The sequence below is a fragment of the Pseudomonas sp. LB3P58 genome (assembly GCF_054897895.1).
This window is the reverse complement of the sequence record NZ_JBUBVE010000001.1, coordinates 3,704,827-3,723,773: the sequence shown is the minus strand read 5'-3', so window position 1 is coordinate 3,723,773 and position 18,947 is coordinate 3,704,827. Positions and strand designations below refer to the sequence as shown.

General features: G+C 59.5%; 22 protein-coding genes. 11 read left to right on the top strand and 11 right to left on the bottom strand.

Annotation, left to right across the window (positions count from 1 at the left end; genetic code table 11):
• Positions 1-22 precede the first annotated feature (22 nt).
• Positions 23-979 carry an AraC family transcriptional regulator gene (locus tag ACYZTZ_RS17330; RefSeq protein WP_461999137.1) on the top strand — a complete coding sequence of 319 codons (957 nt, stop codon included), beginning with the start codon at positions 23-25 and terminating at the stop codon, positions 977-979.
• A gap of 44 nt (positions 980-1,023) precedes the next feature.
• Here ACYZTZ_RS17330 and ACYZTZ_RS17325 read toward each other — a convergent pair whose 3' ends face one another.
• Positions 1,024-2,307, bottom strand: coding sequence for an MFS transporter (locus ACYZTZ_RS17325; RefSeq protein ID WP_461999136.1), 1,284 nt, complete (start codon positions 2,305-2,307; stop codon positions 1,024-1,026).
• A 138-nt stretch (positions 2,308-2,445) separates the two neighbouring features.
• On the opposite strand from ACYZTZ_RS17325, the gene ACYZTZ_RS17320 reads away from it, so the two are divergent.
• Positions 2,446-2,904 (top strand): winged helix-turn-helix transcriptional regulator, encoded by a 459-nt coding sequence (locus tag ACYZTZ_RS17320; protein WP_461999135.1) that lies wholly within the window; start codon positions 2,446-2,448, stop codon positions 2,902-2,904.
• A 195-nt stretch (positions 2,905-3,099) separates the two neighbouring features.
• Complete coding sequence (locus ACYZTZ_RS17315; protein WP_461999134.1) at positions 3,100-3,876, top strand: tetratricopeptide repeat protein; 777 nt, start codon at positions 3,100-3,102, stop codon at positions 3,874-3,876.
• A 67-nt stretch (positions 3,877-3,943) separates the two neighbouring features.
• Here the strand turns inward: ACYZTZ_RS17315 and ACYZTZ_RS17310 are convergent, their stop codons facing one another.
• A complete protein-coding gene (locus ACYZTZ_RS17310) occupies positions 3,944-4,339 on the bottom strand; it encodes a hypothetical protein (RefSeq protein WP_082555888.1) in 396 nt (131 codons plus the stop codon).
• Between the two features lie 362 nt (positions 4,340-4,701).
• A complete protein-coding gene (locus ACYZTZ_RS17305; protein ID WP_047882404.1) occupies positions 4,702-5,619 on the bottom strand; it encodes a LysR family transcriptional regulator in 918 nt (305 codons plus the stop codon).
• A gap of 125 nt (positions 5,620-5,744) precedes the next feature.
• Here ACYZTZ_RS17305 and ACYZTZ_RS17300 point away from each other — a divergent pair, with 125 nt between their 5' ends.
• From ACYZTZ_RS17300 to ACYZTZ_RS17265, 8 genes are all read left to right on the top strand, one after another.
• The gene (locus ACYZTZ_RS17300) at positions 5,745-6,503 is read left to right on the top strand and encodes a 5-oxoprolinase subunit PxpA (RefSeq protein ID WP_461999133.1); all 759 of its coding nucleotides are present in this window, start codon (positions 5,745-5,747) and stop codon (positions 6,501-6,503) included.
• 94 nt (positions 6,504-6,597) lie between these two features.
• On the top strand, positions 6,598-6,843 hold the full coding sequence (locus tag ACYZTZ_RS17295; protein WP_095079351.1) for an acetyl-CoA carboxylase: 246 nt from the start codon (positions 6,598-6,600) through the stop codon (positions 6,841-6,843).
• 10 nt (positions 6,844-6,853) lie between these two features.
• Positions 6,854-8,227, top strand: coding sequence for an acetyl-CoA carboxylase biotin carboxylase subunit (locus ACYZTZ_RS17290; RefSeq protein ID WP_461999132.1), 1,374 nt, complete (start codon positions 6,854-6,856; stop codon positions 8,225-8,227).
• Positions 8,224-9,096 (top strand): 5-oxoprolinase subunit B family protein, encoded by an 873-nt coding sequence (locus tag ACYZTZ_RS17285; protein WP_415757034.1) that lies wholly within the window; start codon positions 8,224-8,226, stop codon positions 9,094-9,096. The genes ACYZTZ_RS17290 and ACYZTZ_RS17285 overlap by 4 nt, the downstream gene beginning before the upstream one ends.
• Positions 9,093-10,067 (top strand): 5-oxoprolinase subunit C family protein, encoded by a 975-nt coding sequence (locus ACYZTZ_RS17280; RefSeq protein ID WP_103315990.1) that lies wholly within the window; start codon positions 9,093-9,095, stop codon positions 10,065-10,067. Before ACYZTZ_RS17285 ends, ACYZTZ_RS17280 begins: the two co-directional genes overlap by 4 nt.
• Positions 10,068-10,178: 111 nt before the next feature.
• Positions 10,179-11,501 carry a purine-cytosine permease family protein gene (locus ACYZTZ_RS17275; protein WP_461999131.1) on the top strand — a complete coding sequence of 441 codons (1,323 nt, stop codon included), beginning with the start codon at positions 10,179-10,181 and terminating at the stop codon, positions 11,499-11,501.
• Positions 11,502-11,789: 288 nt separating this feature from the next.
• Complete coding sequence (locus ACYZTZ_RS17270; protein WP_461999130.1) at positions 11,790-12,119, top strand: DHCW motif cupin fold protein; 330 nt, start codon at positions 11,790-11,792, stop codon at positions 12,117-12,119.
• A gap of 96 nt (positions 12,120-12,215) precedes the next feature.
• Positions 12,216-12,788: an eCIS core domain-containing protein gene (locus ACYZTZ_RS17265; RefSeq protein WP_461999129.1), complete on the top strand. Its 573-nt coding sequence runs from the start codon at positions 12,216-12,218 to the stop codon at positions 12,786-12,788.
• A gap of 4 nt (positions 12,789-12,792) precedes the next feature.
• On the opposite strand, the gene ACYZTZ_RS17260 is transcribed toward ACYZTZ_RS17265, so the two are convergent.
• From ACYZTZ_RS17260 to ACYZTZ_RS17225, 8 genes are all read right to left on the bottom strand, one after another.
• Complete coding sequence (locus ACYZTZ_RS17260) at positions 12,793-13,467, bottom strand: class I SAM-dependent methyltransferase (protein ID WP_461999128.1); 675 nt, start codon at positions 13,465-13,467, stop codon at positions 12,793-12,795.
• 64 nt (positions 13,468-13,531) lie between these two features.
• The gene (locus tag ACYZTZ_RS17255; protein ID WP_033059988.1) at positions 13,532-14,128 is read right to left on the bottom strand and encodes a cytochrome c3 family protein; all 597 of its coding nucleotides are present in this window, start codon (positions 14,126-14,128) and stop codon (positions 13,532-13,534) included.
• A 9-nt stretch (positions 14,129-14,137) separates the two neighbouring features.
• Positions 14,138-14,623 (bottom strand): nitrate reductase cytochrome c-type subunit, encoded by a 486-nt coding sequence (locus ACYZTZ_RS17250; protein ID WP_461999127.1) that lies wholly within the window; start codon positions 14,621-14,623, stop codon positions 14,138-14,140.
• Positions 14,624-14,634: 11 nt separating this feature from the next.
• Positions 14,635-17,139 (bottom strand): nitrate reductase catalytic subunit NapA, encoded by a 2,505-nt coding sequence (gene napA, locus ACYZTZ_RS17245; protein ID WP_461999126.1) that lies wholly within the window; start codon positions 17,137-17,139, stop codon positions 14,635-14,637.
• Complete coding sequence (locus ACYZTZ_RS17240) at positions 17,136-17,396, bottom strand: chaperone NapD (RefSeq protein WP_033059994.1); 261 nt, start codon at positions 17,394-17,396, stop codon at positions 17,136-17,138. The genes napA and ACYZTZ_RS17240 overlap by 4 nt, the downstream gene beginning before the upstream one ends.
• Positions 17,397-17,433: 37 nt before the next feature.
• Positions 17,434-17,601: a periplasmic nitrate reductase, NapE protein gene (gene napE / locus ACYZTZ_RS17235; protein ID WP_223430521.1), complete on the bottom strand. Its 168-nt coding sequence runs from the start codon at positions 17,599-17,601 to the stop codon at positions 17,434-17,436.
• A gap of 170 nt (positions 17,602-17,771) precedes the next feature.
• Positions 17,772-18,464, bottom strand: coding sequence for an arsenical resistance protein ArsH (gene arsH / locus ACYZTZ_RS17230; RefSeq protein WP_461999125.1), 693 nt, complete (start codon positions 18,462-18,464; stop codon positions 17,772-17,774).
• Positions 18,465-18,475: 11 nt separating this feature from the next.
• On the bottom strand, positions 18,476-18,946 hold the full coding sequence (locus ACYZTZ_RS17225) for an arsenate reductase ArsC (protein ID WP_056744785.1): 471 nt from the start codon (positions 18,944-18,946) through the stop codon (positions 18,476-18,478).
• Between the last annotated feature and the right edge of the window lies 1 nt (position 18,947).

The following is an 18,947-nucleotide window of genomic DNA, read 5'->3' as shown; positions in this document are numbered from 1 at the left end:
CTCCGGAAAGGAGGGCTGGCAATTGCTGGATGCGCTATCTGATGTATTGCGTGTGATTCGGCTGTCTGGAGGGGTCTTCCTCGAGGCGGAGTTCACTGCGCCCTGGTGCATCAGTGGAAGAATCTCAGCGGACGATTGCAAACCGTTCCTGGCGGCACCTCGACATATCATTGCGTCGCATTTTGTCGCGGCGGGGCACATGCAATTGCGAATCGACGATGGCGCCACCCTCGACGTACGGGCAGGCGAACTCATTCTGCTTCCTCGCAATGACGTTCACACTTTTGGCAGTGATCTAAGCATTGCGCCCATGTCGGCGCGCGAGGTTATTCAGCCGCCGGAAGTCGGCGGCATTTCACGAATCAAGTACGGCGGGGACGGCGAGGCCACACAGTTATTGTGCGGATTCCTCGGCTCTGAAACTCCGTTCAGTCCGTTGCTTTCGTCGCTGCCATCCTTATTGAAGTTAGACGTGCGCGCGACGGCTTCGGGGGCCTGGATTGAAAGCTCATTCCGTTTCGCTGTCAGTGAGATCGCGGCGGGGCGCGTCGGCTCGACAACGGTCATCGCCAAGTTATCCGAATTGCTGTTCGTCGAAGCCGTCAGCCAGTATGTCGCGAACCTCCCCGCTGAACGGCGCGGGTGGCTGGCGGGTTTGCGGGATCCGCATATCGGGCGCGCACTGGCGCTGCTCCATGCCCGTCCAACCGAAGGCTGGACGGCAGAAGCCCTGGCGCTTGAAGTGGGCATGTCGCGCTCGGTATTCGCGGAGCGATTCACGGCATTGGTCGGACAGCCACCGATGCAATACCTCACGCTCTGGCGTATGCACGTGGCGGCTCAACACCTGCGCGAAGGTCGCGGTAATGTGGCGCAAATCGGCTTTGCAGTTGGCTACGAATCCGAAGCTGCATTCAGTCGCGCATTCAAACGCCAGTTCGGCACATCACCCGGCACCTGGCGCAGACAATCAGCATGAGAAGGCCCGGTGCCCGCGTACTGAAAGTAGGAGGTGCCAGGCTTTCATGCTGATCTTCCTTGATGGGTCGTTGAAAAATGAAGCGTGAGAAACCACAGAACCAAGGCAGTAGCGCTGATCAAGGCGCCCAGCAGGCTTACTGCTATCCAGCCCCAAAGCGCATAAACCTGGGTCGCGGCTGCCGCCCCCAGCGCACTACCGACCGAGTAGAAGCACATGTATGCGCCGACCATGCGACTTTGGGCGTCGGGTCGTGCAGCAAAAATGAGGCTCTGGTTGGTGACGTGTACTGCTTGCACCGCGAAGTCGAGCAAGACCACTCCGCAGACCAGCGCGATCAAGGACGTCTCGGCAAAAGTGATGGGCAACCAGGAAAGCGTCAGGAGCCCCAGCGAAATGCCGGTAACTCGTTGTCCCAGGCCTTGATCGGCCCAGCGACCGGCTCTTCTGGCAGCAAGGGCACCGGCGACGCCGGCCAATCCAAACATGCCGATGGCCGTGTGTGAAAGCGACAGTGGCGGGGCGCTCAACGGCAGCACCATGGATGTCCACAGCACGGAAAAAGCGGCAAAGATCAGTAAGGCCAGAAGGCCCCTGGCGCGTAAAGTGCGTTCGCTGATGAAGAGTTTGAAGACCGACTTTATGAGCGCCAGGTAGGAGTCTTGGTGCCTTGGCGGCGCTGTGACAGGAACCACTTTCCACAGCACCGCCGCGATGGTCAGCATCAATCCTGAGGACACGAAGTAAACGGCGCGCCAGCCCGCGATGTCCGCAATCAGGCCAGAGGTAAACCGCGCCAGAAGAATGCCCAGGACAATTCCACTGGTGACGGTTCCCACTGTCTGCCCCCGTTGTGATGGCGTTGCCAACACGGCGGTGTATGCCACAAGTACTTGAACAACCACTGCCAGTAAGCCCATCACGATCATGGCACCCAACAGGGCCAGCCATTGCTGTGCTGCGCCGACCGCCGCGAGTGCAACCGCAGACAGCACTACCTGAGTCAAAATCAGCCGTTTACGGTTTACCAAATCGCCCAGTGGGACGATGAACAGCAACCCCAGCGCGTAACCAACCTGAGTAGCAGTCACGACAATTCCAATCATTGATGAGGCCACGCCCAGGCTCTGAGCCATTGAATCGAGTAACGGTTGCGCGAAGTAAACGTTGGCTACTGCAAGTGCGCAGGTGACAGAAAACAATAACGTGAGCGACGGGGAAAGCCCCGGAGGCCGGTCGGTCCTGCTGCTTTCCCCGGTATCCGAATGCAGCAATTCCGAAGGCTGCCTGGAGAACCGTTTGGTGGCTGAGTCGGCATCTGCTGTCATGTACACCTCCATGGCGTTAAACTGGTTTCAATTAAGGACTAGATTCAATTGTTGCCTAATCAGGTTTTAAATTGCAACCACATTGCGCCAGGCTGGTGGGCATACTTGGCAAATCCACATTCCGGAAGGTCAAAAAAGATGGTCGAAGATGCTTCACCGCAACGCAGCGAATGCCCGGTAGCAAGGACACTGGAGGCAATTGGGGATCGATGGTCGCTCATGATCATCCGCGACGCTTTTGATGACATTCGCCGATTCAGCGAATTTCAAAAGAGCTTGGGCGTGGCCAAAAATATTCTGGCATCGCGGCTGAAAACGTTGGTCGAGGTCGGGGTATTCGACGTTCGACCGGCGTCAGATGGAAGCGCCTACAAGGAGTACGTCCTTACGGACAAAGGACGGGAGATCTTTCCGGTTGTGGTCAGCATGAGGCAGTGGGGCGAACGTTTTCTGTTCGAGCCGCAGGAGACGCGTTCTATGCTGATAGACAACGAGTCCGGCCAGCCCCTGATGCCGATTGATGTTCGCTCATCAAGCGGTCAAAAACTTGGACCGTCTGACTGCCACAGAGTGAGACTTGTTGACGGCGAGTCGTGAGTCGACAGGGTGGGGTGGTAAAAAATCAGACGGGTTGCGGTGGCCTGCGAATTCCACGCCATCCGCAATGACAGTTGCAGCGGGAACTTCAGGGTACTGGCCAGGTCAACAGGGGCCCTGTATCGGCGATGCCGAGCAGCGCTGGTGGCCTGTTTTACGGCAGAGCCGTCCGAGATCATCCGAGTCCGCCCCCTGATGCCAACCAAGAGTTTTCTGCCGGGTCTCCTCCTGGCGTTCTGCGCCGTCGCGTCGCTTTGCTCGGTTGCTGCCGAGCGAAGAGCGCCCTCGCAAAGTAACAGCGCATCAACCACGCTAATCGAAACTGCCTCGCGGCAGTACGAAAATGGCCAGTTGGACCAAGCCGCTGCCACGCTGGAGCGTGCCCTGCATATCCAGCCGAACAATCCCGCGACGCTGCATTACCTTGGTGTGTTGCGTCTTCAGCAGGGGCAGTACCAGCAGGCAGAAACGTTGGCGGCGCGCTCGAACATGCGGGTTGGCCCTAACGTCGAGTTACGCAACCGCAACTTCCAATTGATTCAGGCGGCGCAGCAGGCCAAGGCTTCGAATACCTCACCCAACGCCAAAGAGGACCTGGTCGCCGTACAGAAAGGGCTCGAAGAAGAGGCCAAAAGGCGCCGCGAAGCAGAAATGGCCGCTGCTGAACAATCCAACGCTGGCAACTTCGCAAACGCAAACGCAAACGCAAACGCAAACGCAAACGCAAACGCAGAGACAGTATCGGATTCGCCGACGGCTGGCAGGTCACTGCCTGAAGGAGAATTGCCAGTGGCTTCCGTCGAGCCAGAGCCCGCGTACGATGAGGTTCAGATCCCCCGCGGCCATTGGCCGCCACCGGGTAAATGCCGAATCTGGTTTCCTGATCGCCCGCCCGGGCATCAGCCCGCACCCGGCAAGTGCAAGAAGCTGCGACATCGGGTTCCGTCAGGAGCCTACCTGATACGCGGTTGAGTTTTTGAGTGTCCTTCTGGCCGGATAAGTCGCAGGTGTTGCAGGCGGATAATCCCGTGGCTTCGCACTAGCGACGATAGTAGCGGCGATCGTCCTCGTAGCCGTGCCGCATGGCCCGATCGTGGTGGCGCTCCCAATCACGACGTTCAGCTTCTCGGCGGGCTTGCTCTCTACGCCACTGATCTCTACGCCAGTCGTCTCGGCGCCAATCGTCTCTACGATCGTGCCAACGGCCGTCATGCCAATATCGGTCGTCATGGGCAAGCAACGGCCCTGGCTGCTTGCCGGCCATACTGGCCAAGGTCGGCCAAGGGTTGCCGGCGGCCTGGACAGGAGCCTGAACGGCTGTGACTTCAGTTGCGAAATCAGGGGTTGAGGTCTTCATCTGTGTTGCTGATGCCGAGCCCACTGCCGCGAACGCGAACAGGCCGATGAGCAGCATCCGTGGGTCATGGAATTTCATGAGCGAAGTCAACCTCTGATTGACAATTGGGCGTGTGGCCATCTGGGTGCGGGAAGCCTGCGGGTTCGCGCTTACCGAGCGGATGTGCCTATCCACATAGACAGATAAATAGGGAAAAGTTCTAAGGAGCCGCTGCTTAAATAGCCAACGGTCTCAGTGTTTGGCCCCTTTGAAGTTTGCTATCTCGATCTCCGCTTCCGGGCCGATTGCCGTCTGTGGCGAAGGGCAGCAATCGACTGTGGATTCAACCGGTCATTCGTGACGGGCGGAAAACGGCCAAAATCTTCCCGTCACAACAGACCGGAAATGGCCCAAAGCTCTCATCGTAAATCCACAAAAGGAGGACATGGTTTTCGCTGTTTTCAGCGTCGCGCAGACAGCTGTTGCGGCGCCAAAAATGCATCGTGGAAATAGTTACGAAACGCCTGCATCGCCGGGCTGAATTCGCGCTCGCGATGCCACGCCAGTCCGACACTCATCGGCGTCACCTTGTCGGTGACTGTCAGGGTTTCGATGCGTTTTCCTTCCAGTGACCAGGGGCGGTGCACCAAGTCCGAGAGGATTGCCACGCCGCTGCCATTGGCGACCATGCTGCGCACCGCTTCGACTGAACTGGTACGCACCCGCACGTTTGGCTGCTGATGAGCATGTTCCCAGTAGCGCATGGCGCTTTGTTCGGCTTCGTCGACGGTCAGCAGGATGTAGGGTTCTTTTGCGACGTCGGCGAGGCTGACCGCCGAGCGTTCGCACAACGGATGGTGGCTGGGCAGCCATAACCGCCGTTCGGAGTTGAAGAGAATCTCTGAAACGATGTCCGGGTGCGTGAGGTTGGCGGTGAGCACCACGGCCATATCAAAACGACCTTCCAACAAGCCTTGTTCAATCGCTTGGCGTTCCTGTTCATGGACTTCAATGGCCACGTCCGGATGCCAGTGTTCCAGGCGCTGCAAATGGTGCGGCAGGAAATAACCGATCACCGTGTAGCTCGCCGCCAAGCGCAACACGCCACTGGCGCGGATGTCCGGCAACGGGCTGTTCAACGCGTCATCGACGCTGCGCAAAATCACGTAGGCCCGATTCAAAAAGTGCCGCCCGGCGTCGGTCAGGCTCATGCCCTGGGCCGAGCGCTGGAACAACAGCGTGCCGAGGATGCCTTCCAGTTCCTTGATCGCCGTGGTCACCGCCGACTGGGAAATATTCAGATGAATCGCGGCTTGAGAGATTTGCCCGATCTCGGCGGTGGCGACGAAATAGCGGACTTGGCGCAGGGTCAGGGACATGAGCACTCCGGGCGACGAGGTATCTGTTTTTCAGAAGATGGCCTATCTGATAATAGATCTTCCCAAGGGGTTGGGGGGAATCTAACTTGGCCTGCATGAAGTCACAAGCGTCGGGAGCAAGCGTCATGCAGGCAGTAGATTTCAACTCGGACATGGGCGAAGGCTTTGGCCCCTGGACCATCGGCGATGGCGTCGACAATGAGCTGATGGGCTTTATCAGTTCGGCCAACATCGCCACCGGTTTTCATGCCGGCGACCCTAGCACCATGCGCCGCACCGTCGAGCAGGCCAAGCGCCTGGGCGTGGCCATCGGCGCGCATCCGGGGTTTCGCGACCTGGTTGGTTTTGGCCGTCGGCACATCAATGCGCCGGCCCAGGAACTGGTCGACGACATGCTCTATCAGTTGGGCGCCCTGCGTGAACTTGCCCGGGTTCAAGGCGTGGCCCTGCAACACATCAAACCCCACGGCGCGCTCTACATGCACCTGGCCCGAGACGAAGAGGCCGCCCGTTTGCTGGTGGAAAACCTCCAGCGCCTGGAGCCGGAGTTGCTGTTGTATTGCATGCCCGATTCGGTGATCTGGCGGGTTGCCACGGAACTCGGCCATCCGGTGATCCGCGAGTTCTACGCTGACCGCGAATACGACCTCAGCGGCTCCATCGTCTTCACCCGCAACGTGCGGGCTTACGACCCGGCCCACGTCGCCGAGCGAGTGCTCCGTGCTTGCCAACAAGGCGTGGTGCGCACCGTCGAGGGCGAAGACCTGGCGATTGAATTCGATTCCGTCTGTTTGCACAGCGACACGCCGGGTGCCCTGGCGTTGGTCGAAGCCACGCGTCATGCACTTGATGGCGCGGGCATAGAGGTCCGAGCACCGCGCTGAGACCGAACGAAAACACCTGGCACACAGACGCCAGGGTTTGCCCACCGATTCACTTTTTGCCTGCCTTTCTACAACTATTCCAAGAGGAACAGACATGGCTGAACACACTGTAATCACCCCGTTGCCGGGGACCTTCTACCGCAAAGCCACCCCGGAATCGGCGAACTTCGTCGAGGTCGGCGCGCAGGTCAGCGCCGACACGGTAATTGGCCTGATCGAGGTCATGAAGCAGTTCTCCGAACTGACCGCCGGGACGGCTGGTCGCCTCAGTGCCTTTTTGGTAGAAGACGGTGATCCGGTGGAGCCGGGTCAAGTCGTCGCAACACTCGACGACGAGTGAGGGCGCGATCATGACCCAAGCCATTCATAAACTGCTGGTCGCCAACCGTGGCGAGATCGCCGTGCGGATTATCCGCGCCGCCAAAGAACTGGGCATTCCCACCGTTGCTGCGTGCAGCGAGGCGGACGTCGATTCCCAGGCCGCGCGCATGGCCGATGAGGTGCACATTCTTGGCCCGGCCCGTGCCGACAAAAGTTACCTGAACGTCGAGGCCTTGCTCGGCGCCTTGAAAGCCACAGGCGCCAACGCGGTGCATCCCGGTTACGGCTTTCTGTCGGAGAACGCCGATTTCGCCGAAGCGGTGGTGGCTGCCGGCTCCATTTTCGTCGGCCCGAGCGCGGAGACGATCCGGCGCATGGGCGATAAAGCCGAGGCACGGCGTACCGCACAAGCCGCTGGCGTGCCGGTGGTGCCGGGTTCGCCGGGTGAACTGTTCGACGTCGAGTCGGCGCTCAAGGCTGCTGAATCCGTTGGCTTCCCGTTGTTGATCAAAGCTTCGGCCGGTGGTGGCGGGCGCGGTATTCGGCTGGCGGAAAACGCCGAGCAACTGAGCGAAGAATTTCCCCGCTCCCAGCGCGAAGCCCAAGCGGCGTTTGGCAATGGCGCGGTGTATCTGGAGCGGTTTATCAGCCGGGCCCGGCATATTGAAGTGCAGGTGTTGGGCGACGGTCAGCACGCGGTGCATTTGTTTGAGCGCGAATGTTCGCTGCAACGGCGCCGGCAGAAAATCTTCGAAGAAGCGCCGTCGCCGGTCCTCAGCCAACAGCAACGGGAAACCCTCTGCGAAAGCGCCGTGCGCCTGACCGAATCTTTGGGCTACAAGGGCGCCGGCACCCTGGAATACCTGTATGACGACGCCACTGGCGAGTTCTTCTTTATCGAGATGAACACGCGGATTCAGGTGGAGCACCCGGTCAGCGAACTGATCACCGGCATCGACCTGGTCCAGGCCATGTTGCGCATCGCTGGCGGCGAGCCGCTGGGCTTCAAGCAAAGTGACATCCGACTCAACGGCGCCGCCCTGCAAATGCGCCTGAACGCTGAAGACCCAGCGCGGGATTTCTTCCCGTGTCCAGGCCTGGTCGAGGAACTGATCTGGCCGAACGGCGAGGGCATTCGCGTCGATACGCATCTGTATCAAGGCTACCGTGTGCCGCCGTACTATGACTCGCTGCTGGCCAAACTGATTATTCACGGTGCGGATCGCGCCGAAGCCCTGGCCCGAGCGCGAATGGCGGTGGCTCACACCACGCTCACCGGCATGGCCAACACCTTGGCGTTGCACGGTGAATTGCTGGAACAACCGTGGCTGCACCGCGCCGACTTTCACACCGGCACCCTGGAAACCTGGCTGGCCGAGCGCCGCAGCGGAGGTGAAGTATGAGTACTCCCATCCGCTACAGCTTTGGCGCCGATGAGCATTTATTTGCCGAAGTCAGCGACAGCATGTCCCTGGACGCGTTCTTCAAAGGCCTGGCCGTCACCCGCGCCGTGGAACGGCTGGCGCTGGATGGCGTGCTCGATATCTGCCTGGCCAACGCGTCATTCCAGATTCGTTTCGACCCGGATCGCATCGCCCCTCACACCTTGCTCGAAGCGGTAAAAATCGCCGAGGCCGGAGCCGTCGCCGAGCGCACGTTGCAGACGCGGATTATCGAGATTCCGGTGCTCTACAACGATCCCTGGACCCACGAAACCCTGATGCGTTTTCGCGACCGCCATCAAGACCCGAGCGCCACAGACCTGGAATACGCCGCACGAATCAACGGTCTGGCCGACGTCGATGCATTCATCGCGGCCCACAGTGGCGCGCCGTGGTTTGTCTCGATGGTCGGCTTCGTTGCCGGGCTGCCGTTCATGTTCCAGATGGTCGAGCGCGAGCGTCAGTTGCAGGTGCCCAAGTACCTTCGCCCGCGCACCGACACACCGAAATTGACCCTTGGTCACGGCGGTTGCTTTGGTTGCATTTACTCGGTGCGCGGCGCTGGCGGTTATCAGATGTTTGGCGTCACCCCCGCGCCGATCTACGACCCGCAACAGAACCTCGCGTACCTGAAAGAACACATGGTGTTTTTCCGTCCAGGCGACATCGTGCAGTTCAAACCGATGGACCGTGAAGCCTACGACCACGCGGTGGCCGAAGTGGAAGCCGGTTGCTTTGATCTGCGGATTCGGCCAGTGGAGTTTTCGCTGGACGCGTTCCTCGCCGATCCCGTTGGCTATCCCAAGTCGTTGCAGGAGGTGTTGGCATGATCAAGGTCCTCAAACCCGGCCTCGCCACTTCGGTACAAGACCTGGGCCGCGAAGGGTATTACCACTTGGGCATTCCGCCGTCCGGCGCGCTTGATCAATACGCCTTGAGCGCGGCCAATCAATTGGTCGGCAACCCGGCAGGTTTGGCGGCGCTGGAATGCACGCTGCTCGGGCCTGAGTTGGAGTTTCAGCAGGATGCATTAGTGGCGGTCAGCGGCGCGCACATGACGCCACGGGTCGATGGCGTGGAAATGCACCACGACACCGCGTTCACCGTGAAGGCCGGGCAAGTGCTGCGCTTTGACTTTCCCAAGGCTGGTGCCCGCGCTTATGTGGCGGTGGCCGGCGGCATTGATGTGCCGGTGGTGCTCGGCAGTCGCTCCACCTATGCGCTGGGCGCGCTCGGCGGTTTTCAGGGGCGACGCCTGATTGCAGGCGACGAATTGCCGGTGGGCATCGCCAGTGGCAAGAGCCGCGCAGGGGCCAGTTTGCCCATGGCGTTACGGCAATCATTGGGTGGCGAAATCACCCTGCGGGTGGTGCCCGGTTTGTACTACCACCGCTTGACCGAATCGGCGGCGAAGAGCTTTTTCGCCGAGCCGTGGACGGTCGGTTCGGAAGCCGATCGCATCGGCTATCGCTTCAAGGGCGGCAGCGCGCTGAGCTTTCAGCCCCGGGAGCAGCCGTTCGGCGCCGGTTCCGATCCGTCGAACATCGTCGACAGTTGCTACCCGATCGGCTCGATCCAGGTGCCCGCCGGGCTCGAACCCATCGTGCTGCACCGTGATGCGGTGTCCGGTGGCGGCTACGCGATGATTGGTACGGTGATCAGCGCCGACCTCGATTTGATCGGCCAGATGCAACCCAACCAGAAGGCCCGCTTTGTCGCGGTAACCCTCGAAGAGGCGCTGGAAGCGCGACGTTCCTATAAGAAAAAACTCAGCTGCCTGAGCAAGCTGTTCCCTTCCTGATTCTGCCCGCCGTCTAGCGCGGGCCATGCCAAACGGTACGCCAACGCCGCACTTCGGTGCGGTGACGGCTGCCCGCGCTTCAACCTTTGACTGGTTTTGGAGTTCACGCATATGGCTGCTTTATCGCAATCGAGTCAAACCGGGCAAGACCCGGCGCATCATCCTGTTCCCACCGAAGCGCGCATGGGTCGACTGTCCCTGACCATGGCCTGGTGGGCGGTGTGCAGTGCGATGTTTTACATCGTGGTGGGTGCTTCATTGGCGTTGTCGTTCGGTGCGCGCAATGCGCTGATCGGCATGGTCCTGTCGGTGATCAGTTATGGACTGGTCAACAGCGTGCTCAGCCGCTTTGCGATTCGCAGCGGTTTGTCGGTGGCGTTGTTTTCACGGCTGTTGTTCGGCAGCACCGGGGCGTGCCTGGCGACGTTGATTTTCTTCTCGACCGCGATCTATTACGCGGTGTTCGAAGGTTCGGTGATCGCCGTCGCGCTCAATCACCTGTACCCGGAACTGGTCTATCCGCTGGCGGCATTGGCGGTGGTGCTCTACAGCGTGCCGATGATCCTGGGCAGCGTGCAGCACTGGCTGGACAAGCTCAACGGCGTATTGCTGCCGGTGTACCTCGGTGGTTTGCTGGTGGCGGTGGGGCTATCGATCAGCCGTTATGGCTACCAGCCGCAATGGCTGGATTTCGGCCCGGCAACGCCTAGTGCATTCGGCTGGTGGGATTGTTTTGTCGCCTACATGGGTGTCTGGGTGTTGATGCTGTTCACCTTCGACTATGCGCGTTTCGGCAAGCCTGAAGACGCCGAGTACCACGGTCGCTGGAACTTCGGCATGCCGTTCTACGCGGTGACGTTTCTGCTCAACGGCGCGGCAGGCATTTACCTGGTCAGCAGCATTCCCCACGAAGGCGCGCTGAACGAAGTCTCGGTGGTGATGGCGATTTTGCAGTTAATGGGCCTGTGGGGATTGCTGTTTGTCTGGGCCACGCAAACCCGGATCAACACCGCCAACTATTACTTGGCGACCCTGAACATGCAGGCGTTCTTTGGTCGATTTGGCCTTCGCGGTTCGTACCTGATGTGGGCAGTGGCGGTGGGGGTGATCGTCTACGGCTTGATGCTCGCGGACGTGTTTGCCTACATCCTCAAGGCGTTGGCCTATCAGGGGATTTTCGTGGTGGCCTGGGTGGGTGTGGCGTTGGCGCAGATTGTCTACGGACGCAGTGACGTGGCAGCGCTCGAACGGGTGGTCGCGTTTAACCTGGTGGGCTTGACGGCCTGGTTTGGCGCCACCGCATTGGGTCTTGCGTTGATGTTTTCCGGCGGCGGCCTGAGCAGCTTTTCCGCGCCATCTACCGTGATAGTTGCATTTGCCTTGCAAGGAGGCTTATCCCATCGAAGCCGGTTGCGGTTACGGTTGGCAGAGTAGAGTTTTGCAGTCACTCATCCCGTACCCGCCTGCTCTGCGTCTACGTTCAATCTGAAATTTATTGGCCCGTCAGCAGATGTGGATTTCGCATAGAAGCGCGATTTCCAGTCCGGTTTTGAGTACCTGTCGCGCTGAAAAACGTTTTTACACAGCCTCGGCCGAAAGCTGCCTCTGACTATCATGCTTGAGTGGGTCGCCTGTATCTCATAAATACGGGGCATCTGTGTCTATCGAAAGTAGTAGTGGATGGTTACGGTCCACAGACACTCCTTCATTGATGAGGCAACGATGGATCTGACGGCGGTTCCCTTTGGTACGACCGATTGGTCGACTGTCGAACCTGTTCAGTATGCTGGACAGACGGGTACCGCCTATTGGCGAACCTGCCAGTTTGGTTCAACGCGTGTGCGGATGGTTGAATACAGTCCCGGGTATCTGGCCGATCACTGGTGCTGGAGAGGTCATATCCTGTTGTGTCTGGAAGGCGAGTTGCACACGGAGCTGGAGGATGGTCGTCAGTTCACGCTCACCGCCGGGATGAGCTATCAGGTGGGCAGCAACGCTGAGGGGCATCGATCTTTCAGCACCACCGGTGCCAAGTTGTTCATCGTGGATTAACGCTGGGGCGTTTGGTTCGGGACTACGCTAAAGCCATGCGGATCGTCGATCAATGGTGACCCACTGTTCGCGCTGCGTCCGTCCCTGGAGCGCCCAATGCCGTCCATCATCACGCGCCTGGTGGCGCTGTTGGTTCTTTGCCTGACGCTTGACGTGCCAGCCCAGACCAACGCCTGCCCAGCTGGCGAGACACAAGTGTGCCTTGACGGCTGCATCTGCCTGCCAGTGCCTGATGGCATCTACCAGATCGCGGCACCGGCCCTGGCGCTGTGGCTGACCCAGGCCCGCGCTGAAGCAGCCACCGCCGACATCCAACCCATTCCACCGCACATCCGGGAACAACTGCTGCGCTGGTACGACCCCAGCGTCCTCGATACCGCGCGCTACAAAGTGAGCGACAACGGCCAATTCAGCGCCGCCACGGCCATGCTGCAAAACCCCGATGTCGGTGCCGTGACGCTGATCGACATCATCCTCTTCCGGGACGCTCAATCCGCAGAACAGGACATCGCGCTATGGGCGCACGAATTAAAGCATGTGCAGCAGTATCAGGAGTGGGGGGTAGAAGGATTTGCCCAGCGGTATACACAGGATTTCAATGCTGTGGAGGCGCCGGCTTATGCCATACAGGCTGAGGTCAGGCGGTGGGTGCGGGAAGGGACTTACTGAAGAGTCACGAACCCCGCTGCTCGGCCACCAACAGCAATGACTGCGGCACAGGACTTTGCGGGTGCTGCGGTTCCTGCAGGACGGCCAGCTGAAAACCGGCCATGTCCAGCGCATTGAGCCAACTGGACAAGGAGCGGAAATACCACGGCATGGGTTGCCATTGCCCCTTGAACCCGGTGAAGGTCTCTTCCCGCCAACCATCCTGATAGTCGCCCGCCGCCGCGGTCCATGGATGCAGCGTCTGGATCACCAGCGCGCCGCCAGGGGCGAGCAGGGCGTTCATGGCGGCGAGCAGCGGGATGATGTCCTGGTGCAGCAGGGCGAAGTTGGCGCAGATCAGGTCGTAGTCGCGGCCGATGTCCACCTTTGCCTCCACCAACGCTTCATAGCTCGCCAGATGCACCGGCGAAGAGCCCGCAGCCCGCGCCGCCTCGACCAGCGTCGCATCGCCATCTACACCGACCGCCGTGATGCCCCGTTCAGCCAGCGCGCGCAACAGCCAGCCCTCGCCGCAGCCCAGGTCGAGCACGCGCTCGGGCTGGCGGCCCAGCACCGCCAGCAGGATTGCCTGGTCGGTGACCTTGAGGCGACTTTCGATGGCGCCGGTGCGGATGGCTTCGATCCAGGATTGGGCGTTGTGGTGCCAGCTGTCGAGGAGGGTGGATTCGGGGGTGGGCATGTCGGTGACCGGCGTTGTTGGTTGGATAAAAGGATAGGACAAGCGCGTGCGGATCGAAAAATCCTTACCAGCCTTTCACTCCGCTCATATCGGGCAGCTTGTGAGCGATGCCCTTGTGGCAGTCGATACAGGTAGCCTCACCGTTGGCCAGAGAAGTTGAGTGCATGGCCGAAGCGCGCTTGCTCTGGCGGGTAAAATCCATGAACTCGAAGTTGTGGCAATTACGGCATTCGCGAGAGTCGTTGGCCTTGAGCCTTGCCCATTCATGTTCGGCCAGTTCGCGCCGTAGCGTGAGGAATTTGTCGCGTGTATCGATGGTGCCGAAAATCTTGCCCCACACCTCCTTTGAAGCCTGCATCTTGCGCGCGATTTTGTGTGTCCATTCGTGGGGCACGTGGCAGTCCGGGCAACTGGCGCGCACGCCGGATCGGTTGGTGTAGTGAATCGTGTCCTTGAGCTCGACGAAAACGTTGTCACGCATCTCATGACAGGAGATGCAGAATTTTTCGGTATTGCTCAGCTCCAGCGCGGTGTTGAAGCCACCCCAGAAAATGATCCCGGCGATAAAGCCCCCCAGCGTCAGAAAGCCCAGGCTGTAGTAGAGGCTCGGACGGCGCAGAATGCCCCAGTAATCCTTAAGCAGGGCGAACAGTGCTTTCATGTTGCCTCCTCAGGGTTTCTGCGCGGCGTTGGCGTCGTCTTGCAATATCTTGTCGATCGTCTCAAAACTGTTGCCCACGAGGGGTTGCACTTCTGTTTGCGGCACGTGGCATTGGTTACAGAAGTACCGGCGCGGTGACACTGCCGCCAGCGCCTGGCCGTCGCGGTCCATGTAGTGGGTGATGCTGATCATCGTTGCCTGGGTCCGCGCGCTGTTGGCACGGCTGTGACAGGACAGGCACTTGTTGCCGTTTTGGTCGATCTGATAACCGCGAATGGTATGGGGGATGGTGGGAGGCTGGTCCGGGTAATTGCGTTCGCGCTTCAGGTCCTTGTTTTCTTCATTGGCAATGGGCGGGGCCGGCATGCTCTGGGTCAAGGTACCACCGGGCCGGCGCCCATCCGGCCCCGGTGCATCGAGGGGGTAATTGACTTCTGCAGCCATCACCACGCCAATCGCAGCGAGCAGGAGCAACGGCAGGATTCGCAAAGGCATGACGGTTCTCCTCAGGCCACGCTGATCAACTCGATTCGTATCGCGCATTTTTTGTAGTCGGTCTGCTTGGAGATCGGGTCGGTGGCATCGAGCGTGACTTTGTTGATCAGCTTGTTGGCATCGAAAAACGGCACGAACACCAATCCTTGAGGCGGCTTGTTACGCCCGCGGGTCTCGATGCGCGCACGGATTTCACCGCGTCGGCTGATCAACTTCACTTCACTGCCACGCCGCGCCTTCAAGGCCTTGGCATCGTCGGGGTGCATGTAGACCAACGCGTCCGGCACCGCTTTGTACAGTTCCTCGACGCGTTGGGTCATGGTGCCGGTGTGCCAGTGTTCGAGGACGCGTCCGGTGCTCAGCCAGAATGGGTAATCGGCATCCGGGGCTTCGGCTGGCGGTTCGTAGGGGAGGGCGAAGATGATCGCCTTCTTGTCCGGGTAGCCGTAGAACTGCACCTCGCTGCCTTTTTCCACATAGGGGTCGAGCCCCTCGCGGTAACGCCAGCGGGTTTCCTTGCCGTCGACTACTGGCCAGCGCAGGCCTCGCTCGCTGTGGTAGCGGTCGAACGTGGCAAGGTCATGCCCGTGGCCGCGACCGAACTGGGCGTACTCCTCGAACAAACCTTTTTGCAGGTAGAAGCCAAACGCTTTGGCTTCATCATTTTTGTATCCGGCTTCCATTTGCTCGACCGGGAACTGGTCTACCTGGCCATTCTTGTAAAGCACTTCAAACAGGGTTTTGCCCTTGTGCTCAGGAGACTTGGCCAGTAACTCGGCGGGCCAGGTTTCATCGGTGGTGAAACGCTTGGAAAACTCCAGCAACTGCCACAGGTCCGACTTGGCGTCCCCGGGCGCAGTCACCAACTGATGCCAGAATTGCGTACGCCGTTCAGCGTTGCCGAAGGCACCTTCCTTTTCCACCCACATGGCGCTGGGCAGGATCAGGTCGGCGGCTTGCGCGGAAACCGTGGGGTAGACATCGGAGACAATCACGAAATTTTCCGGGTTGCGCCAGCCCGGCAGAACTTCCTGCATGATGTTCGGCCCGGCGTGCATGTTGTTGCTGGCCTGGGTCCAGTAAACGTTGAGTACGCCGTCCTTGAGCATGCGGCTCTGTTCCACCGCGTGAAAACCAGGCTTTTCCTGAATGGTGCCGGCGGGCAGCTTCCAGATTTTTTCGGCGATGGCGCGATGCTTGGGGTTGGTGACGACCAGATCGGCGGGCAAGCGGTGGGAGAAGGTCCCCACTTCGCGCGCCGTACCACAGGCCGACGGCTGGCCGGTCAACGAGAAGGGGCTGTTGCCCGGTTCGCTGATTTTGCCGGTGAGCAAATGGATGTTGTAGATCAGGTTGTTGGCCCAGACACCGCGAGTGTGCTGGTTGAAACCCATGGTCCAGAACGACACGACCTTGCGTTTGGGGTCGGCATACAACTCGGCCAAAGCCTTGAGCCTTTCAGTCGGAACGCCCGTCTCCTTGGCAGTTTTTTCCAGCGTGTAAGGTTTGACGAACGCTGCGTATTGTTCGAAGGAAATATCCGTCCAGGTGTTGGCCTTGTCGGCATTTTTTGCCTTCATTTCCCGAGGATCGTCAGGGCGCAGGCCGTATCCGATGTCGTCCGCACCTTTGGCAAATCGGGTGTGTTTAGTAATGAAGTCCTGGTTCACTGCGCCGCTTTCAATGATGTGGTTGGCGATGTAGTTAAGGATCATCAGGTCGGTTTGCGGCTTGAACACCATGGGGATGTCGGCGAGCTCGAAACTGCGATGTTCGAAGGTCGACAGCACGGCCACTTTCACGTGAGGCTGGCTCAGGCGGCGGTCGGTGACCCGGCTCCAGAGCACCGGGTGCATCTCGGCCATGTTCGAGCCCCAGAGCACGAAAGCGTCGGTGGCTTCGATGTCGTCGTAGCACCCCATCGGCTCATCCATGCCAAAGGTGCGCATAAAACCCATCACCGCCGAGGCCATGCAATGGCGGGCGTTGGGGTCGATGTTGTTGCTGCGAAAGCCTGCTTTCATCAGCTTGTTGGCGGCATAGCCTTCCCACACGGTCCATTGCCCGGAGCCGAACATGCCGACCGACCCGGGACCTTTGCTTTTCAAGGCCTCCTTGAACTTCAGCTCCATGATGTCGAAGGCCTTCTCCCAGCTGATCGGCTGGAATTCGCCTTGCTTGTCGTACTGGCCATTCGTCATGCGCAAAAGCGGTTGGGTCAGGCGATCAACGCCGTACATGATCTTCGAAAGGAAATAGCCCTTCACGCAGTTCAGTCCGCGATTGACCTCTGCCTTGACGTCGCCGTGGGTGGCGACCACCCGGTTGTCCTTGGTCGCGACCATCACGCTGCACCCGGTGCCGCAGAAACGGCAGGGCGCCTTGTTCCAGTCCAGGGTGACCATGTCCGCTTCGGTCACCAGATTACTGGCGTCGGTAATAATCGGCAGGCCAGCAGCGGCGGCTGCAATGGCGGCGGCCTGGGCCTTGACGAACGCTCGGCGCGACATGCTCATTCGATATCTCCTTCGGGTTCGAGGAGTTCGTGATAGATCAACGCCGCGTTGAGTACGCCGGGCAAGTTGTTGATCTGTTCGATGCGTTGAAGGATCTGGCTTTCGTGTACGGCTTCAAGGACCACCACCAGTTTTCCCGCCGCACTTTCCTGATGCAGTTCCAGGCCGTCCAACAGACGCAGGTTGGCTTTAACGGCATCGAACAATTCAGGTCGGGCAAGTACGACAAGACTGGCAATATGCAATGCTTCGTCCATGCGCTGGCTCCAATAGGCTTTCAGAAAAGGCTATTAGTTAGTTGGGTGGTCCTGGTGGGCCGTACAGCATCTGGAAAAACCAGACGATAAAACCGTAACCGCCGACGAAAGCGACCGACAGCAGCGGAAAGAGGCAGACGACAAGAAAGAGAAAGAGCCGGGTTTCCTTGCGGCGCTGAGGTTTTCGTTCTTCAGCCAATGACATGAGTAATCTCCTGCCGAACGTGCAGTCAGACTAGATCACGAAGTTTTCGCAGGTTTTCTGGCAGGGGTTTTATAGACCGACGGTTGTTAACCCGTGCTCCGGTGTCGCAACGGGTTATAACGCTTTAATTCATTACTTCATTTAGTTACCAAGGTGCGGACACCCTGTTTTCAAATCGAGCGTTGATTCACACGCTGAGTCAGTTCTTCCGCTGACTCCTTGCGTTCGGAGTAGCGGTCAACCAGATCCGGGCGCTCGCGCAGCAGCAACGTGAACTTCACCAGTTCTTCCATGACGTCGACCACCCGGTCATACAGCGAGGACGGTTTCATGCGGTTGCCTTCGTCAAACTCCAGAAAAGCCTTCGGCACGGACGATTGATTAGGGATCGTGAACATCCGCATCCAGCGTCCCAGCACGCGAAGCTGATTCACCACGTTAAAGGATTGGGAACCGCCGCTGACCTGCATGACGGCGAGCGTTTTCCCTTGGGTCGGGCGAACGGCGCCCAAGGCCAGCGGCACCCAGTCAATCTGGGCCTTGAATACGGCAGACATGGAACCGTGGCGCTCGGGTGAGCACCAGACCTGCCCTTCAGACCATTGCATCAGTTCAAGCAACTCCTGAACTTTCGGGTGATCGCCGGGGGCGTCATCCGGTAGCGGTAGTCCCGATGGATTGAAGATCCGCGTCTCTGCACCGAAGTGTTCGAGCAGACGGGCCGCTTCTTCGACCAGCAGCCGACTGAATGACCGTGCGCGGGCCGACCCGTACAGCAACAGGATTCGTGGCTTGTGTTGGCCGTCGTCACTGGCAATGGGCTGAATCAATGACGCGTCGAGATTAGGCAGAGGGTTGGTCATGGGGGCTCCGGTTACAGCGTGCTGATGCGGTCGAGTTCGCGCTTCAGTGCATCGCGATCAAGTTGGGCGAAGGGCAGGGCGAGGAACGCCCGGCAGCGCGTTTCGATGCGTGCAAGCGTCGAGTGGAATGCAGCGGCGACGACGGTCTCATCACCCTTCACCTCAGATGGATCTTCCAGTCCCCAGTGGGCCTTGAGGGCCGGTCCGAAGTAGACCGGGCACGCCTCACCGGCGGCCTTGTCGCAGACGGTGATGACAATGTCCGGCGGGTTGACCTCGAAGGCGTCGTTGCCTTTGCTGCTTAACCCGTCGATCGCAATCCCGGCCTCTTGCAACGTGGTCAGGCTGCGCGGCAGAACCTGTCCTTTGGGGAAGCTGCCGGCGCTGATCGCCTGGAAACCTTGCGGTGCGAGATGATTGAACATCGCTTCGGACAGAATGCTGCGACAGCTATTGGCGGTACACATGAACAGAACGCGCATG

Excerpts from the sequence above, each read along its gene's own strand:
- ACYZTZ_RS17325 (WP_461999136.1), bottom strand. The coding sequence starts at position 2,307 with ATGACAGCAGATGCCGACTCAGCCACCAAACGGTTCTCCAGGCAGCCT.
- ACYZTZ_RS17320 (WP_461999135.1), top strand. The coding sequence starts at position 2,446 with ATGGTCGAAGATGCTTCACCGCAACGCAGCGAATGCCCGGTAGCAAGG.
- ACYZTZ_RS17315 (WP_461999134.1), top strand. The coding sequence starts at position 3,100 with ATGCCAACCAAGAGTTTTCTGCCGGGTCTCCTCCTGGCGTTCTGCGCC.
- ACYZTZ_RS17310 (WP_082555888.1), bottom strand. The coding sequence starts at position 4,339 with ATGAAATTCCATGACCCACGGATGCTGCTCATCGGCCTGTTCGCGTTC.
- ACYZTZ_RS17305 (WP_047882404.1), bottom strand. The coding sequence starts at position 5,619 with ATGTCCCTGACCCTGCGCCAAGTCCGCTATTTCGTCGCCACCGCCGAG.
- ACYZTZ_RS17300 (WP_461999133.1), top strand. The coding sequence starts at position 5,745 with ATGCAGGCAGTAGATTTCAACTCGGACATGGGCGAAGGCTTTGGCCCC.
- ACYZTZ_RS17295 (WP_095079351.1), top strand. The coding sequence starts at position 6,598 with ATGGCTGAACACACTGTAATCACCCCGTTGCCGGGGACCTTCTACCGC.
- ACYZTZ_RS17290 (WP_461999132.1), top strand. The coding sequence starts at position 6,854 with ATGACCCAAGCCATTCATAAACTGCTGGTCGCCAACCGTGGCGAGATC.
- ACYZTZ_RS17285 (WP_415757034.1), top strand. The coding sequence starts at position 8,224 with ATGAGTACTCCCATCCGCTACAGCTTTGGCGCCGATGAGCATTTATTT.
- ACYZTZ_RS17280 (WP_103315990.1), top strand. The coding sequence starts at position 9,093 with ATGATCAAGGTCCTCAAACCCGGCCTCGCCACTTCGGTACAAGACCTG.
- ACYZTZ_RS17275 (WP_461999131.1), top strand. The coding sequence starts at position 10,179 with ATGGCTGCTTTATCGCAATCGAGTCAAACCGGGCAAGACCCGGCGCAT.
- ACYZTZ_RS17270 (WP_461999130.1), top strand. The coding sequence starts at position 11,790 with ATGGATCTGACGGCGGTTCCCTTTGGTACGACCGATTGGTCGACTGTC.
- ACYZTZ_RS17265 (WP_461999129.1), top strand. The coding sequence starts at position 12,216 with ATGCCGTCCATCATCACGCGCCTGGTGGCGCTGTTGGTTCTTTGCCTG.
- ACYZTZ_RS17260 (WP_461999128.1), bottom strand. The coding sequence starts at position 13,467 with ATGCCCACCCCCGAATCCACCCTCCTCGACAGCTGGCACCACAACGCC.
- ACYZTZ_RS17255 (WP_033059988.1), bottom strand. The coding sequence starts at position 14,128 with ATGAAAGCACTGTTCGCCCTGCTTAAGGATTACTGGGGCATTCTGCGC.
- ACYZTZ_RS17250 (WP_461999127.1), bottom strand. The coding sequence starts at position 14,623 with ATGCCTTTGCGAATCCTGCCGTTGCTCCTGCTCGCTGCGATTGGCGTG.
- napA (WP_461999126.1), bottom strand. The coding sequence starts at position 17,139 with ATGAGCATGTCGCGCCGAGCGTTCGTCAAGGCCCAGGCCGCCGCCATT.
- ACYZTZ_RS17240 (WP_033059994.1), bottom strand. The coding sequence starts at position 17,396 with ATGGACGAAGCATTGCATATTGCCAGTCTTGTCGTACTTGCCCGACCT.
- napE (WP_223430521.1), bottom strand. The coding sequence starts at position 17,601 with ATGTCATTGGCTGAAGAACGAAAACCTCAGCGCCGCAAGGAAACCCGG.
- arsH (WP_461999125.1), bottom strand. The coding sequence starts at position 18,464 with ATGACCAACCCTCTGCCTAATCTCGACGCGTCATTGATTCAGCCCATT.
- ACYZTZ_RS17225 (WP_056744785.1), bottom strand. The coding sequence starts at position 18,946 with ATGCGCGTTCTGTTCATGTGTACCGCCAATAGCTGTCGCAGCATTCTG.